15 protein-coding genes are annotated in these 14,077 nt (G+C 69.1%); 8 read left to right on the top strand and 7 right to left on the bottom strand.

The window, feature by feature from the left end; genetic code table 11:
• Positions 1–33: 33 nt before the first annotated feature.
• Positions 34–756, bottom strand: a complete 723-nt coding sequence (locus MMF98_RS07010) for a Crp/Fnr family transcriptional regulator (RefSeq protein ID WP_243305522.1) — start codon at positions 754–756, stop codon at positions 34–36.
• Between the two features lie 100 nt (positions 757–856).
• Here MMF98_RS07010 and MMF98_RS07005 point away from each other — a divergent pair, with 100 nt between their 5' ends.
• The 6 genes from MMF98_RS07005 (at position 857) to MMF98_RS06980 (ending at position 5,225) form a co-directional block, all read left to right on the top strand.
• Complete coding sequence (locus MMF98_RS07005) at positions 857–1,579, top strand: Crp/Fnr family transcriptional regulator (RefSeq protein WP_243305521.1); 723 nt, start codon at positions 857–859, stop codon at positions 1,577–1,579.
• A gap of 88 nt (positions 1,580–1,667) precedes the next feature.
• Positions 1,668–2,642, top strand: coding sequence for a tripartite tricarboxylate transporter substrate binding protein (locus tag MMF98_RS07000; protein WP_243305520.1), 975 nt, complete (start codon positions 1,668–1,670; stop codon positions 2,640–2,642).
• A gap of 4 nt (positions 2,643–2,646) precedes the next feature.
• The gene (locus MMF98_RS06995) at positions 2,647–3,243 is read left to right on the top strand and encodes a hypothetical protein (protein WP_243305519.1); all 597 of its coding nucleotides are present in this window, start codon (positions 2,647–2,649) and stop codon (positions 3,241–3,243) included.
• Positions 3,240–3,998 (top strand): SDR family NAD(P)-dependent oxidoreductase, encoded by a 759-nt coding sequence (locus MMF98_RS06990; protein ID WP_243305518.1) that lies wholly within the window; start codon positions 3,240–3,242, stop codon positions 3,996–3,998. Before MMF98_RS06995 ends, MMF98_RS06990 begins: the two co-directional genes overlap by 4 nt.
• 62 nt (positions 3,999–4,060) lie before the next feature.
• Positions 4,061–4,699: an endonuclease III gene (gene nth / locus MMF98_RS06985; protein WP_243305517.1), complete on the top strand. Its 639-nt coding sequence runs from the start codon at positions 4,061–4,063 to the stop codon at positions 4,697–4,699.
• Positions 4,700–4,727: 28 nt separating this feature from the next.
• On the top strand, positions 4,728–5,225 hold the full coding sequence (locus tag MMF98_RS06980) for a GNAT family N-acetyltransferase (RefSeq protein WP_243305516.1): 498 nt from the start codon (positions 4,728–4,730) through the stop codon (positions 5,223–5,225).
• A gap of 48 nt (positions 5,226–5,273) precedes the next feature.
• Here MMF98_RS06980 and MMF98_RS06975 read toward each other — a convergent pair whose 3' ends face one another.
• Positions 5,274–6,095 (bottom strand): hypothetical protein, encoded by an 822-nt coding sequence (locus MMF98_RS06975; protein WP_243305515.1) that lies wholly within the window; start codon positions 6,093–6,095, stop codon positions 5,274–5,276.
• Between the two features lie 381 nt (positions 6,096–6,476).
• Between MMF98_RS06975 and kdsA the strand changes: the two genes are divergently transcribed.
• Positions 6,477–7,328 carry a 3-deoxy-8-phosphooctulonate synthase gene (gene kdsA / locus MMF98_RS06970; protein ID WP_243305514.1) on the top strand — a complete coding sequence of 284 codons (852 nt, stop codon included), beginning with the start codon at positions 6,477–6,479 and terminating at the stop codon, positions 7,326–7,328.
• A gap of 213 nt (positions 7,329–7,541) precedes the next feature.
• Here kdsA and cobT read toward each other — a convergent pair whose 3' ends face one another.
• Complete coding sequence (cobT, locus tag MMF98_RS06965) at positions 7,542–8,582, bottom strand: nicotinate-nucleotide--dimethylbenzimidazole phosphoribosyltransferase (RefSeq protein ID WP_243305513.1); 1,041 nt, start codon at positions 8,580–8,582, stop codon at positions 7,542–7,544.
• On the opposite strand from cobT, the gene MMF98_RS06960 reads away from it, so the two are divergent.
• The gene (locus MMF98_RS06960; protein ID WP_243305512.1) at positions 8,581–9,348 is read left to right on the top strand and encodes a class I SAM-dependent methyltransferase; all 768 of its coding nucleotides are present in this window, start codon (positions 8,581–8,583) and stop codon (positions 9,346–9,348) included. The two genes, cobT and MMF98_RS06960, sit on opposite strands and share 2 nt — an antisense overlap.
• Here MMF98_RS06960 and MMF98_RS06955 read toward each other — a convergent pair.
• The 4 genes from MMF98_RS06955 to MMF98_RS06940 are packed head-to-tail and all read right to left on the bottom strand — an operon-like array spanning position 9,342 to position 14,060.
• Positions 9,342–10,898, bottom strand: a complete 1,557-nt coding sequence (locus tag MMF98_RS06955) for a cobyric acid synthase (RefSeq protein ID WP_243305511.1) — start codon at positions 10,896–10,898, stop codon at positions 9,342–9,344. The two genes, MMF98_RS06960 and MMF98_RS06955, sit on opposite strands and share 7 nt — an antisense overlap.
• Positions 10,895–11,911, bottom strand: coding sequence for an aminotransferase class I/II-fold pyridoxal phosphate-dependent enzyme (locus MMF98_RS06950; protein ID WP_243305510.1), 1,017 nt, complete (start codon positions 11,909–11,911; stop codon positions 10,895–10,897). Before MMF98_RS06950 ends, MMF98_RS06955 begins: the two co-directional genes overlap by 4 nt.
• A complete protein-coding gene (cbiB, locus tag MMF98_RS06945) occupies positions 11,899–12,867 on the bottom strand; it encodes an adenosylcobinamide-phosphate synthase CbiB (protein WP_243305509.1) in 969 nt (322 codons plus the stop codon). Before cbiB ends, MMF98_RS06950 begins: the two co-directional genes overlap by 13 nt.
• A complete protein-coding gene (locus tag MMF98_RS06940) occupies positions 12,864–14,060 on the bottom strand; it encodes a sodium/glutamate symporter (protein WP_243305508.1) in 1,197 nt (398 codons plus the stop codon). Before MMF98_RS06940 ends, cbiB begins: the two co-directional genes overlap by 4 nt.
• Between the last annotated feature and the right edge of the window lie 17 nt (positions 14,061–14,077).

The raw sequence follows: 14,077 nt of genomic DNA, 5'->3' as shown, positions 1-14,077 counted from the left end.
TCGTATCCGGGGATACAAGTCGTGCGCAGAATTTCAGCGCGGCCCCAGGAGGGCGATCAGGCCTTCGCGGTCGATGATTTCCACGTTCTTGGAGCCGGTGGCGATCAGCCCCTTGTCCGCCAGCGACTTCAACGCTCGCGTGACAGACACGCGGCTGAGCGCCGTCATGGCGCCAATCTGCTCATGCGTCAGGTGGATGGAGCGGGCATGCGTCGTGTCCGCGGCTGTGTCACCGGGGTATGGATCATCTCGCCAGGTCTGCGCCACCCGCGCCAGCAGCTCCACCAAGCGCTCTTCGGGGTCGGATGACGTGAAGCGGGTCAGCTTGTTCAGAAGCAGCCGGTTCTTGGTGCCCAGCAACTTGATGAGCGACACGGCCAGCTCGGGCTGCGCCGCGAATGCATCGGCGATCTGGGCGGGATGGTATTGGCTCAGCACCACGGGCGTGATGGTCGTCGCCGTGGCGGAACGCACAGGCCCCGTGAAGGATGAGCCTTCGCCAAAGATGGCACCGGGCCCGAAGATGTCCAGCAGCAGGCTGGTGCCGTTGGGCCTCTGCAGAGTGGTATGCACGAAGCCGGAGCGGATCAGATAGAAAAAATCATGCCGGCTCGCTTCGCCGTACAACACCTGGCCCGCTCCACGCCGCACGATGGTCCCCAGTTCCACCGCGTGCAGCCAGGGCCCGGACACGGTCAGCGATGCATCCCACGACGCATAGGCCGGTGAACGGCGGATGGAGGCTCTGCTTCTCATGGGCCTTATTCTCATCCAATCGATGAAACCATCGCGCACACTGTAGCGCCGATGCGGCGGGCCCTTCATGGCGGCATCGCGACGCGCGCACAATCGCGCCATGCCGCGCCGCCACCCAGCCTCGATCCCCGTCGATCCCATCGCCTCGCCTGCCTATGCGTCGTGGGACGCTTCGCTCGCCCTGGGCTCGCTCTGGCTCGAAGCCACGACGCTGGGCGAGGTGATGAAGCTCGAGGCAGGCCAGACGCTGTACCGGCAAGGCGAATCCCACCGCTACTTCTATCTGCTGCGCGCCGGCTTCGTGCACACCACGATCCTGCGCGGCAACGGCTCGCCACTGCTGCTGGAGATCTTCGGGCCCGGTGCCATCTTCGGTGAAGGACCGGCCTACTCCGGACTGCCACGCACCGTCACGGCCCTGGCGGTGACCGATACCGTGCTGAGCCGCTACCTGCCGGCCGACATCGAGCCCACGCTGCGTGAGCAACCCGCGCTCGCCACATCGCTGCTGCGGCTGCTGGGCTGCAAGAACCACTTCCTCGTGCGCAAGCTCACGCGCTTTGCTTCGGCGGATCCTCAAGAACGCGTGCTGGAGTTGCTGGCACGCGTGGCGCGGTTGGATGCGCCCGGCGCCACCAGCGCCACTGCGCTGCCGGCCGTGGAACTGACGCATGAGCAGATCGCCTCGATGATGGCGCTCAGCCGGGTCACGGTCACGCGCGCGCTCAAGTCGCTCGCGGCACGCGGCCTGCTGGAAACCGCCCCGGGCCGCGTGCACATCCGGGACCGGCAGGCCGTGCTGGCGCTGCTGCGAAGCGCGTAGAAAACACCGCTCGTCTGTATCGCGCGATACAGGCCGAATGGCCGTGCCGGCCGCAAGCTCAGGAGCCTCATTCATCAGGAGACTCCCCATGCAACGAAGAACCGCCTGCGCGGCCCTGCTCGCCGCAGCCAGCGCCACTATGCCCTTGCGGTCCGCCCACTCGCAGAACCGCCCACTGCGCATCATCGTTCCGTTCACCGCGGGCGGGCCGACCGACGTGACCACGCGGCTGCTGGCCGACAAGGCCCGCGAACGCCTGGGCACCATCATCATCGACAACAAGCCCGGCGCGGGGGGTGGCATCGGCGTGGAAGCAGTAGCCAAGGCCGCGCCCGACGGACTGACGCTCGGCATCGCGGCCGTGGCCATGCATGCGATCAACCCCTGGCTGTTCAGCCGCCTGCCCTACGATCCGGTCAAGGACTTTGCCCCGATCACGCAGATGGTGCGTGTGCCCAATGTGCTCGTGGTGAATGCGGACACGGCACGCCGCCTGCGCATCGCCACCCTGCGCGACTTCCTGACCTTCGCGCGCGCCAATCCCGGCCGCCTCAACTACGCGAGCGGCGGCAACGGCAGTGCAGGGCACCTGGCGGGCGAGATGTTCAAGCAGCGGGCCGGCTTCTTCGCAGTCCACGTCCCCTACAACGGCGGCGGGCCGGCCCAGTTGGCGCTGCTGGCCGGGCAGGTCGATTTCACGCTGGACAACCTGGCCACCGCCGCGCCCAACATCCGTGCCGGCCGCGTGGTGGCACTGGGCGTGACCACGGCCCAGCGCAGCCCCTTGTTGCCCGAGGTCCCCGCCATCGCCGAGACTTTTCCCGGCTTCGCGATCGACACCTGGTGGGGCCTGATCGCACCGGCCGGCACGCCGCCGGACGTCGTGCAGCGGCTCAATGCCGCCTTTACCGCCGCCTTGAACGAGCCCGACACCCGCAGCCGGTTCACGCAATTGATGGCAGAGCCCGTGCCGAGCACGCCCGAGCAGTTTGCAGCGCTGATCCGCAGCGAACTCCTGCGGTACGAGGCTGTGGTCAAGGCCAGCGGCGCCAAGGTGGATTGACACCATGGCCGCCAACACGCCTTTCGTCTTCGCCACGCTGGGTCCCGAGGGCAGCAACCACGAGATCAATGTGCGCCGCTACCTTGCATTCCACGGGCTGTCACACGCTCGCGTGGACTGCCTTCCGAACTTCGACCTCGCCTTCGAGCATCTGCTGGACGGCCGCGCCGATTTCGTCGTCCAGGCCTGCCTGCACCCCCAGGTCGGCGCCTGCATCGGCCGCCACCACCCTCGCTGCCGGCTGGTCGACTGCTTCCTCGGTCCGACCGCGCCCATGGGCGTGCTCACCCATGCGCAGCGGGAAGCACCGCGGACGCTGGGCCTGATGCCCGCCACGCGCGTCTACTTCGACGCGAGCCGCTGGCCCACGCAGGTCGAGCTGCCCTCCGGGCCCGAGGTCGCACGCCTGCTGCTTGCAGGCGACATCGATTCGGGCTTCACCGATCTCTCGCTGGCCGACCAGCATCCGGGCCGGTTCCGCATCGAGCTCGATGTCGGCGCGGTTGACATCGCCTGGCTCGTGTATGGTCGCGAGGGGGTCTGCGGCGGCGCGCTCGTGGCCAGTGCCGAGACACCGCTTGCGCAACGGTGCTTCCGATGAGTGCCGCCCTGCTTCCCCTTCATGCCGTGCTGGTCACCGGTGCCGGCCAGGGCAATGGCGAGGCGCTGGCGCTGGGCCTGGCCCGGCATGGCGCCCACGTGGTCGCGACCGATGTGCGTGCCGATGCCGCGCAGCGCACCGCTGAGCGGATCCGCGCGGATGGCGGCTCGGCCGAGGCACTCGCGCTGGATGTGTCCGACGCCCGCGCCTGCGAGGCGGCCGCCGCGGCCTTGCAGCTCCCCGCGGGCCATCAGTTCGTTCTGGTCAACAACGCAGGCATCCGCCCCCGCCACCCTTTCGACGGCGCCGACCGCGATCAGCTCTGGCGCGATGCGATGGCCGTGAACCTGGACGGGGTCCGCAACACGATGCTGGCGTTCCTGCCGTTGCTCGAAGCGTCGGGCGGCAACGTCGTCAACATCAGCTCCATCTCGGCCGCAAGAGCCTCCCCATTTTCCGTGGCCTATTCGACCTCGAAGGCCGCGGCAGAAATGCTGACCAAGGTCATGGCCCTCGAACTCGCGGCGCGCGGCGTACGGGTCAACGCCGTGGCCCCTGGCGTGATGGAAACGGCCATGACAGCCGCCTCGCGCGGCGACCCGGCGCGGCGCGCTCTGCTGCTGGCGCGCATCCCGCTGCGCCGCTTCGGCCGGCCCGACGAACTCGTGGGCCCGGTGGCGTTCCTCGCGTCGCCGCTCGCAAGCTTCGTGACGGGCGCGGTTCTTGCCGCAGACGGCGGCTACCTGGCCGTGTAGCGCCTGCGGGGTGCCTGCCGATACGGGCACGCCAGCCCCCTGGCACGAATACACTACGCGGCATGAAAGCCGCCGCCATCGAACCCTTCTTCGCCACCCTCAAGGCCGCCAATCCGCAGCCGAACACCGAGCTGGAATACACCAGCGTGTTCGAACTGCTCGCGGCCGTGCTGCTGTCGGCGCAAGCCACCGATGTGGGCGTGAACAAGGCCACACGCCGGCTGTTTCCCGTGGCCCACACGCCACAGGCCATCCTGGACCTCGGGCTCGACGGACTGGAGGGTTACATCAAGACCATCGGCCTGTACCGCAGCAAGGCCAAACACCTGATGGAGACCTGCCGCATCCTGGTAGAACAGCATGGCGGCCAGGTGCCGCGTACGCGCGAGGAGCTCGAAGCCCTGCCCGGCGTAGGCCGCAAGACCGCCAACGTGGTGCTCAACGTGGCCTTCGGCGAGCCGACGATGGCGGTGGACACGCACATTTTCCGCGTGGGCAACCGCACCGGCCTGGCTCCCGGCAAGACCCCCTACGAGGTGGAGATGCAACTCCTGAAGCGCATCCCGCCCGCCTACATGGTGGACGCGCACCACTGGCTGATCCTGCTCGGGCGCTACGTGTGCCAGGCGCGCAAGCCGCTGTGCTACCAGTGCGTCGTGGCCCCCTACTGCGATTTCAAGCCGAAGACGGCGGCGCCCTGAGCCCGGCGTTCATGCGGGCAGCCATCGGATGAACCTGTCGATCGAACCCATTTCGAACGGGCATTTCGAGGGCTTTCGAGCCGCCCTCGATACCGTGGCACGCGAGAAGCGGTTTCTCGCGTTCACGCAAGCGTCATCGGTTGAAGATGCATGGGCCTTCCACGCCGCCATCATCGCCAACGGATGGTGCCAGAGGGTTGCGCTCATGGACGGCGTTGTGGTGGGCTGGTGCGACGTATTGCCGACCCACGGCCAGGCGAGGTCGCATGTGGGCACACTCGGCATCGGTCTCGTCCCGGCGGCACGGCACCAGGGCATCGGCGCCCAACTGATGCGCGCAACCATCGATGCCGCATGGGCCACAGGCTTGACGCGCATCGAGTTGGCGGTGCGTGCTGACAATGCCAGGGCCAAGGCCCTGTACGAACGCTTCGGGTTCAACGTCGAAGGGCTGCTGCGCCAGTCGTTTCGAGTCGACGGAGCGTACTGCGACAGCTATGCAATGGCCCTGCTGCGCGACGCTTAGCGAGCCTGCGGGTTCTGCACAAAAGACGCGCCCACCTGGGCAGCCGGATCAGCTGGTTTTGCGGCTCGCCAGCTCCTGAAACCTCGCATCCAGGCCGAACGCGATGATCTTCGGGTGCTGGGTGATGTACGCCCAGACCGCATCGCGCGTGGGCAAGGGGCTGTGCCCGTAGACCTTGTCCAGCGCCTTCAAGGTGCCGGTGATCAACTGGTTCTTGCAATACGTGCGGATGGTGCCGGAGGCCTCGTAGCGCTCCTGCTGCAGTTGCCCGATCATCCACAGCACGGGCCGCCACCAGTCATACGAAAAATCGCAGTGCTTGATGACGGTTGCTGAAGACTCGCGCTGGGCCAGCAGCGCGAAGAAATTGAGCATGTTGTCGAGCATGAGGCGGTCGGCGCGGTCCGCGTGGATGATCTGCTCGTCGCTTTGCTCCTTCTTGGCGTCATCCAGGCCGCGCAGGGTTTCAGCGGCGGCGGGCGGAAACGGCAACTGCTCGACCACGAACAAGCGGCTCGCGAGGTAGTCCGCATAGTCGCGGTTCTGCACCGCTGCCAGCAACGCGCGAAACGCGCTGTCCTTGACGTGCTGAAAATCCAGGCTGGTGAAGGTCTGGAACAGTTCAAAAATGGAGCGCTCGATCTCCTCGCGCCGGGCGATTCTCGATTCTTCCGCCTGAAACAGCAGCGTGGTGACCACGCCGCCAAAAGCCAGCGCGGTGAAGAGCACGTTGAGGCCGTTGTACACGGGCCCGAATGGGTCGCTGAAGGCATCGTGGGGAAGCTGCTTGGCGATGGGATAGGCCACCAGCCAGATCAGGATGATCACGATCATGACCAAGAAGGCCCGCCTTGCGGGTTTGGATGCCATCACTGGAAGCTCCTTGTGTGTTTTGTCGTTGAAGTGGTGTGTGGTCTTGCTGCCGATTCCATCACGGCTTGACTGTACCGCCATGGCGCTGCACCCCGGCCCGCGGGGAGACCCCATGCCCGTCCACCCAACCGGCCCCGCCGCGGCCTGCCTTCATCCTTGCACCCGGAATTGACCAGCGCTTGCTACTGAGGTCAATTTCTTCCCAAACCGCCCCGCGGATCTCGCCAAAGCGGGCGGCTGTGAGAACGGTGAACTCGAAGGCCAGACGCACCGCTTCAGTTGCAGCACTTGCACGGATGTCCCGGATGCATTGACCAAAGGCGCGATTTTCCGTTGATCGAAGCGCGAGAATACGAGCAGCACCACAGGAGCACTCTTTTGACCACCGTCGCCATCAATTCCGCAATCAACGTCGGCAACAGCGATGGCTTCGTCCTGTTTGGCGGCGTGAACGTACTCGAGTCGAAGGACATGGCCCTGCGTGCTGCAGAGGAATACGTCCGAGTCACGCGAAAGCTTGGCATCCCATACGTCTTCAAGGCCAGCTTCGACAAGGCGAACCGCTCGTCCATCCATTCCTTTCGGGGGCCCGGGTTGGAAGAGGGCTTAAGAATCTTCGAGGCCGTCAAGGCAGCGTTCGGCGTGCCCATTCTCACCGACGTGCACGAGCCATGGCAGGCGAATCCCGTGGCCGACGTTGTGGATGTTCTACAGCTGCCTGCGTTTCTCGCCCGCCAGACTGACTTGGTCGTTGCTCTCGCCAGGACAGGCAAAGTCATCAACGTCAAGAAACCCCAGTTCCTGAGCCCGCCGCAGGTGCTCAACATCGTCGAGAAAATCAGGGAGGCAGGAAGCTCGCCCGTCATTTTGTGCGACCGCGGCACCTGTTTCGGCTACGACAATCTGGTGGTGGACATGCTTGGCTTCGGTGCGATGAAGAAGGTCACCGGGAATCTGCCGGTCATCTTCGACGTAACCCATGCCCTCCAGCAGCGCGAGGCGAACGCTGCCGTCTCTGGCGGGCGACGCGAGCAAGTGGTTGAGCTGGCACGTGCGGGTCTGGCGGTGGGCTTGGCCGGCCTCTTTCTTGAAGCCCACCCAGACCCAACGCAGGCCAAATGCGACGGCCCCAGCGCTCTGCCGCTGGACCAACTGGAGCCTTTCCTCGCGCAACTGAAGGCGTTGGACGATTTGGTGAAGTCGTTCGCGCCCCTGCATATTCGCGCCTAGTCAGAGCAAAGCTCCGCGACCCGACGCACCTACATGGGCGGCAATTTGGACCAGGTTGCAAAGTTCAAGGTAGGTTGAGAACCGGCGGGAGGCTCACGTCCTTTGTGGAATTGGAGGTCAGGGCTGAAGGTCGGTTTTTGGCCGAGAGCCGCCCTCCCACCCAGTGACGTTCTTTTGGTTAGTACAGAAGACCATTAATCCTGGCAAACCGACCTATCCAGCCCTCTGCGACACCCCCGCCGACTCAAAACTCGCCATCTCCTGCAGAATGCGGCAGGCCGAATCGAGCAGCGGCCAGGCCAGCGCGGCGCCCGAGCCTTCGCCCAGGCGCAGGCCCAGATCGAGCAACGGCTCGGCTCCGAGCTGAGCCAGCATCAGCGCATGGCCGCGCTCGCCCGAGCAATGGGCGAACACGCAGCGCTGCAGCACGTGCGGCTGCAGCCGCTGCGCCACCAGCACGGCCGCCGAGGCGATGAAGCCGTCCACCACGATCACGCGGCGCTCCTGCGCGGCCTGCAGCACCACGCCCACCAGCGTGGCGATCTCGAAGCCGCCAAAAGCCGCCAGCGCGGCCAGCGGCTCGGTCGCCGCGCCGTGCAGCGCCAGCACCTCGCCCAGCACCGCCACCTTGCGCTGCAGGGCCGCCTCGTCCAGGCCGGTGCCCGTGCCGGTGCAGCCGGCGATGTCCAGGCCAGCCAGCCGCGCCAGCAGCAGTGAGGCGGCGCTGGTGTTGCCGATGCCCATTTCACCGAGCAGCACCGCATTGCCGGGCAGCGCCTTCAGCACGGCCTGCCCGTTGGCAAGGGCCTGGCGGCACTGCTCGTCCGTCATGGCCGGGCCGCTGCCGGCATCGGCCGTGCCGGCGGCGATCTTGCGGATCAGCAGGCCCTCGCGCGGCGCGAAGTCGTGCCGCACGCCGCAGTCCACCACGGTGAGCGCCAGCCCGTGCTGGCGCGCCAGCACGCTCACGGCCGCTCCGCCGGCCAGGAAGTTCTCCACCATCTGCCAGGTCACGTCGCTCGGGTAGGCCGAGACGCCGCGCGCCGCCAGCCCGTGGTCGCCCGCGCACACCAGCATCTGCGGCTGGCGCAGCGCGGGCGCTTCGGTGCCGAGGATCAGGCCGAGCCGCAGCGCCAGCGCCTCGAGCCGCCCCAGAGCGCCCAGCGGCTTGGTTTTGTGGTCGAGCCGGTGCTGCAGGCGCTGCGCCAGTGCGGCATCATGGAGGTCTTCAATGGTCTGGAGTTCAAACATCATGGCTGAAGTGCACGTCGCCGCGCAGCAGGGTTACACAAGAGAAGCGCAGGCCTATGCGCGTGGCCGGCCGGAGTACCCGGCGGCGCTCGCCGGCTGGCTGGCCGGGCCGATGGGCCTGGCCGCGGGCCAGACCGTGGCCGACGTGGGCGCCGGCACCGGCAAGTTCACGAGGCTGCTGGTGCCCACCGGCGCCAGCGTGGTGGCGGTGGAGCCGGTGGAAGCGATGCGGGCCCGGATCGGGCCGGAGCTGCCCACGGTGCGCGTGCTGGCCGGCACGGCGCAGGCCATTGCGTTGCCCGGCGCGGCGCTGGATGCCGTGGTCTGCGCCCAGGCCTTCCACTGGTTCGCCAGCCGCGAGACGCTGGACGAATTCCAGCGCGTGCTCAAACCCGGCGGCCGGCTCGGGCTGGTGTGGAACGTGCGCGACGAGTCGGTGGACTGGGTGGCCGAGCTGACGCGCATCGTCACGCCTTACGAAGGCGATGCGCCGCGTTTCTACAAGGGCGACTGGCGCCGGCCGTTCCCGCATCCGGCGTTCAGCGAGCTGGTGGAAAGCCGCTTCGCGCACCAGCACACCGGCGCGCCGCAGCAGGTGATCGTGGACCGCTTCATGTCGGTAAGCTTCATCGCGGCCCTGCCGCCCGAAGGCCAGGCCGAGGTGCGCGAGCGCCTGGAAGCGCTGATCGCCACCCACCCCGCGCTGCGCGGGCGCGAGATGGTGAGCTTTCCCTATTACACGCTGGCGTTCCACTGCGTTCGTCACTGAACCAGCGCCTCCAGCACGCCCGGCGCGAAATGCGCGCCGATGTAATCTGCCAGGCCATCGAACACGCTGTCCAGCGTCGGCGCCGCGGCGCCGAACAGCGCGCGCAGCGCGGCGGGGTCTTCGAACAGGCCGTGCAGATACAGGCCCAGCACATTGCCCGCGGCATTCTGCCAACCCAGCGCCTGGCCCCCGCCCTCCAGCAGCACGGCCTGCGCCAAGTCGCCGGCAGCGGCCATGGCCGGGTGCTGCGCGGTCTGCCCATGGTGGATCTCGTAGCCGCTCAGCGCCACGCCCGAGAGCGCGGCCCAGGCACCGGCCAGCAGGCCGAAGCGGGCCTGCGTGCGCTGCACCGTCTTGTCGGCCTCGAACACCGTCACCAGCGACAGCAGGCCCAGGCCGGGGGCGTTGCCGTCGATGCCGTGCGGATCGATCAGCGCCTCGCCCAGCATCTGCAGGCCGCCGCAGACACCGAGCACCGCCCCGCCCCGCGCGGCATGCGCGGCGATGGCACGGTCCAGGCCCTGCGCGCGCAGCCAGGCCAGGTCGCCGCTGGTGTGCTTGGAGCCGGGCAGGATGAGCCAGTCGGCACCCGCGCAGTCTGCGGGCGTGCGGGCCCAGACCAGGCGCACGCCGGGCACGTTCTTCAGCGGCTGGAACTCGTCGAGGTTGCTGATGCGCGGGTAGGCGACGACGGCGATGGTGGTGGTGACGGCACCCGTGGCGCGCGCGCGGTCGTCGAAGACTCCATCCTCCTCCGGCAGGCCATGCTGCCACCACATCGGCAGCGTGGCCACGGTGGGGATGCCGGTGAGGTCCTGCAGCATCTGCGGCGCCGGCGCCAGCAGCGCCGCATCGCCGCGGAACTTGTTGAGCACGAAGCCCTGGATCAATGCACGCTCGGGCTCGGGCAGCAGCGCCCAGGTGCCGTAGAGGTGGGCGAAGGCGCCGCCGCGGTCGATGTCGGTCACCAGCAGGCAGCGCGCCTGGGCGTGCAGCGCCACGCGCATGTTGACGATGTCGCTGGCATGCAGGTTGATCTCAGCCGGCGAGCCCGCGCCCTCGATCACCACCACGTCGTTTTCCGCACGCAGCCCGTCCAGCGCCTGCGCCAGCACCGGCCACACGCGCTCGCTGCGGCCGCGCCAGGGCATGCGCGAGAGTTCCGCATCGACCTGCCCCATCAGCACCACCTGGCTGTGGGTGTCGCGCTCGGGTTTGAGCAGCAGCGGGTTCATGCGCACCTCGGGCAGCGCATTCGCAGCCAGCGCCTGGAAGTACTGAGCACTTCCGATCTCCGCCCCCACGGTCGCCCACTGCGTGGGACTCCCTGCCCCCCGAGGGGGCCGCGTTTCGCCTTGGGGCGGCCCGGCGGCGAAACCACTCGCCACAACGGGCGTTGCCACCACACGGGCGTTGTTGCTCATGTTCTGCGCCTTGAACGGCGCCACCTTGAGGCCCTGGCGCGCATACCAGCGGCACAGGGCCGTGGTGAGCCAGCTCTTGCCGGCGCCGCTGGTCGTGCCCAGCACCATCACACAGCGGGCGGTCATGTCGTTTCCTGTTCGTGTTGAATCTGCTGCCACGCGCCGGCCAGCGCATCCTGCGCCGCTGGCGGCAGCACGGCCAGGCGCACCTGGCCGGCCAGGCCGAACGAGGTGCAGTCGCGCAGCTTGATGCTTTGCGCGCGCAGCGACCGCAAGGCCGGGCCCAGGTCCGGCACGCCGGGCCGGGCGCAGAAGAAATTGGCATCGCTGGGCAGGCAGGCCCAGCCCAGCGCCTCACACAGCGCGATTTGCCGCGCCTTCCACTCGCGCAGGGTGGCCAGGCTGCCGGCCAGCCAGTGCTGAACGGCCGGCTCACACCAGGCCTGCAGCAGCGCCACGCCGTGCGCGCCCAGCGGCCAGGACGGCGCGAGGCGCTCCAACTGCGCAGCGGCCTCTTCGCTCCCGGCCGGGGCGATGGCGTAGGCCGCGCGCACGCCGGTCAGGCCCAGCGCCTTGTTGGGGGTCCAGAGCTGCCAGACGCGCCGCAGCCCTGCCTCATCCAAAGCCGGCGCGCCCTGCAGGCGCAGCGGCTCATAGGCGCGGTCCAGCACCACGCTGGCGGGCGCCGCGGCGGCCACGAGGGCAGGCAGGCCCGGCTGCGCCGCGCCCAGCGGGCTCGAGGGCTCGCAGCACCAGGCCAGGGCCGCGTCCTGCGGCAGCGCCGTTGGCCGCAGGCCCCAGGCCTCGGCCGCCTGCGCGTAGTCGCCGTAGTGGTGCGGCGGCAGCCACACAGCCTCACCGCCCTGCTGCGCCACGCTGGCCGTGATGCGGAAGATGAACTCGCTGGCGCTGGCCGCCAGCACCACGCGCGCCGCGGCCACGCCGTGGAAGGCGGCCAGTTGCGCGCGCAGCGCGGCGTAGCTTGCATCGGGGTAGCGCGTGGCGTCGGCCTGCTGCACGGCGGCCAGCGCCAGCGGGCACGGGCCGCCGGCATGGCTGTTGCTGGAGAAGTCGTGGCGCGGCACGCCCTGCGCATCGGGGCCGCCATGCGTGCGAGCCAGGGCGGTCAGCGCAGCCATGAGCCTTCCATCGCTATCAAAACAATAGCTAGAAACGACCACAGCACCTGGACATAAACCGCTTTTGATGCATAAATCAGCGCCTGGGCCGTGTCGGCGGCCTGCGGCGCCCGTCCGGCGGCGTTCAGCGCATAGACGCCGGGCTTGCGCAGGCAGACGCCGAGCTTCAGCGCCATGGCGGCCATTGGCCAGCCGCTGTTGGGCGACGGCGTGCGGGCCGCCTCGCGGCGCAGCGCCTGCAGCGGCAGACCGCGGCTCAGCCCCTTGAGCAGCAGCGCCGTGAGGCGCGCCGGCAGCCACGACAGCGCATCGTCGGCGCGCGCAGCCCACTTGCCGGCCCACTCCCAATTGCGCCCGCGGTACACGCCGCGGTAGCCCCACATGGCGTCGGCGGTGTTGGCGAAACGGTAGACCGCGGCGCCCGGCAGCCCCAGCAGCACGAACCAGAAGATTGGCGCCACCACCGAGTCGTTGAGGTTCTCGGCCAGCGACTCGATGGCGCTTTCGCGCACCGCGCTCTCATTGAGCTGGGTCGTGTCGCGGCTCACCAGCCACGACAGCCGCTCGCGTCCGGCCGCCAGCGACTGCTGCAGCGCCGCCTCCACCGCCGCCACCTCGTCGCGCAGCATGCGCCACGCCAGCAGCGGCTTGAGCAGACAGCCCAGCAGCAGCCCGCCCGCCACCAGCGGCAGCCCGGCCATGGCCTGCTGGGCCAGCCAGGCCAGCCCGCCCACCAGCGCCGCGCCGGCGCACCAGGCCAGCGCACCGGCACCGAAGGCGCGCCAGTCGGGCGCCGGCTCCCGCTGTGGATGCTGCCGCGCGGTGATGAGCCCGCCGATCCAGCCCAGGTAGCGGCCCATGCCCACCACCGGGTGCAGCCGGGCCGGCGGTTCGCCCAGCAGGCGATCGATGAGCAGGGCCACGGCCAGGCCGGACGCCATGAGCGCCGCGTTCATGGCCCGAACCAGCGCAGCAGCGTGGTCAGGATGAGGGCGTTGGCGGTGTCGGTGAACAGCGATGCCGCCAGCGTGATGGCCAGCAGCGCGCGCGGCGTCTCGCCGACCTTGGTGTTCAGGCGGCGCATCACCGCCAGCCCGACCGGCATGGCGCCGAGGCTGAAGCCGATGAAGCCGCCGCAGGCCGCCGCGCCGTCGCGGCCGCGCCCGAACAGCGTGTAGACCACGAGCAGCCCCACCGCCACGGTGAGCAGCGTCTGCGCCACGGCACCCGTCAGCAGCAGCGGCAACTGGGCCGCCAGCGCCACCCAGTCGAGCGAGAGCATGGCAATAGCCAGGAACAGGCGCAGCGCCAGCGTGCCGACGAGATCGGTCGCCTCGGTGTCGAACGGCTTGCGCAGCGCGTCCGCCAGATTGGTGAGCAGCACAGCCGAGAGCAGCACCGTCAGGAAGCCCGGCACCTGCAGGCCTGTGGCCGCCAGCGCCTCGCGCAGCAGCGGGCCCACCGCCACGCAGGCCGTCAGGCACAGCAGCGGCAGCAGCCAGCGGTCGGAGGAGAACGGCGATTCGCGCGGGGGCGCCTCATCGGCCCCCGGCGCGGCCGCCTCGGCCGGCCCCGCCCCGCCCTGGCTGCGCCGGGCCAGCCAGGCCGCCACCGGGCCGGCCACCAGGCCGCCCAGCACCAGGCCCAGCGTGGCGCTGCCCAAGCCCACCTCCAGCACGCCGGCCAGGCCCGCGACCTGCGGCACACCGGCCCAGGCGGTGGCGGTGCCATGCCCGCCCAGGTAGGCGGCGCTGCCGATGAACAGGCCCATCGCCGCCGGCTCGCCGAAGGCGCGTGCGAGCGCAGCGCCCACCAGGTTCTGGCCCAGGGCCACCAGCACGATGGCGAGGCAGATCACCAGCGCCCCCTTGCCGGCCGTGGCCAGCCGGCCGAGGTGCGCGCCGAAGCCGAGCGACGAAAAGAACACCAGTAGCAGCACGTCGCGCGGCACGGTGGAGAGGCGCAGGTCGAGCACCCCGCCCGCACGCAGCACGGCCAGCAGCACCGACAGCAGCAGGCCCGCCGTCACCGCGGGCGGGATGCTGGCGCGCTCCAGCGCGGGCAGCGCGCGGTTGAGGCGCTGGCCCAGCAGGATCGTGGCCAGTGCCGCCACCAGCGTCCAGGCACTATCGAGTTCAAGCGTCATCATGTGCAAGGCCTCCGATC

The organism is Variovorax terrae (genome assembly GCF_022809125.1).
In the GTDB taxonomy this organism is placed as follows: Bacteria; Pseudomonadota; Gammaproteobacteria; order Burkholderiales; family Burkholderiaceae_C; genus Variovorax_A; species Variovorax_A terrae.
This window is presented reverse-complemented; position numbering and strand designations above follow the sequence as displayed.

Excerpts from the sequence above, each read along its gene's own strand:
- MMF98_RS06990 (WP_243305518.1), top strand. The coding sequence starts at position 3,240 with ATGAGTGCCGCCCTGCTTCCCCTTCATGCCGTGCTGGTCACCGGTGCC.
- MMF98_RS06955 (WP_243305511.1), bottom strand. The coding sequence starts at position 10,898 with ATGACCGCCCGCTGTGTGATGGTGCTGGGCACGACCAGCGGCGCCGGC.
- MMF98_RS06960 (WP_243305512.1), top strand. The coding sequence starts at position 8,581 with ATGGCTGAAGTGCACGTCGCCGCGCAGCAGGGTTACACAAGAGAAGCG.
- MMF98_RS07010 (WP_243305522.1), bottom strand. The coding sequence starts at position 756 with ATGAGAAGCAGAGCCTCCATCCGCCGTTCACCGGCCTATGCGTCGTGG.
- MMF98_RS06940 (WP_243305508.1), bottom strand. The coding sequence starts at position 14,060 with ATGATGACGCTTGAACTCGATAGTGCCTGGACGCTGGTGGCGGCACTG.
- cbiB (WP_243305509.1), bottom strand. The coding sequence starts at position 12,867 with ATGAACGCGGCGCTCATGGCGTCCGGCCTGGCCGTGGCCCTGCTCATC.
- MMF98_RS06975 (WP_243305515.1), bottom strand. The coding sequence starts at position 6,095 with ATGGCATCCAAACCCGCAAGGCGGGCCTTCTTGGTCATGATCGTGATC.
- MMF98_RS06995 (WP_243305519.1), top strand. The coding sequence starts at position 2,647 with ATGGCCGCCAACACGCCTTTCGTCTTCGCCACGCTGGGTCCCGAGGGC.
- MMF98_RS07000 (WP_243305520.1), top strand. The coding sequence starts at position 1,668 with ATGCAACGAAGAACCGCCTGCGCGGCCCTGCTCGCCGCAGCCAGCGCC.
- MMF98_RS06980 (WP_243305516.1), top strand. The coding sequence starts at position 4,728 with ATGAACCTGTCGATCGAACCCATTTCGAACGGGCATTTCGAGGGCTTT.
- cobT (WP_243305513.1), bottom strand. The coding sequence starts at position 8,582 with ATGATGTTTGAACTCCAGACCATTGAAGACCTCCATGATGCCGCACTG.
- MMF98_RS06950 (WP_243305510.1), bottom strand. The coding sequence starts at position 11,911 with ATGGCTGCGCTGACCGCCCTGGCTCGCACGCATGGCGGCCCCGATGCG.
- MMF98_RS07005 (WP_243305521.1), top strand. The coding sequence starts at position 857 with ATGCCGCGCCGCCACCCAGCCTCGATCCCCGTCGATCCCATCGCCTCG.
- nth (WP_243305517.1), top strand. The coding sequence starts at position 4,061 with ATGAAAGCCGCCGCCATCGAACCCTTCTTCGCCACCCTCAAGGCCGCC.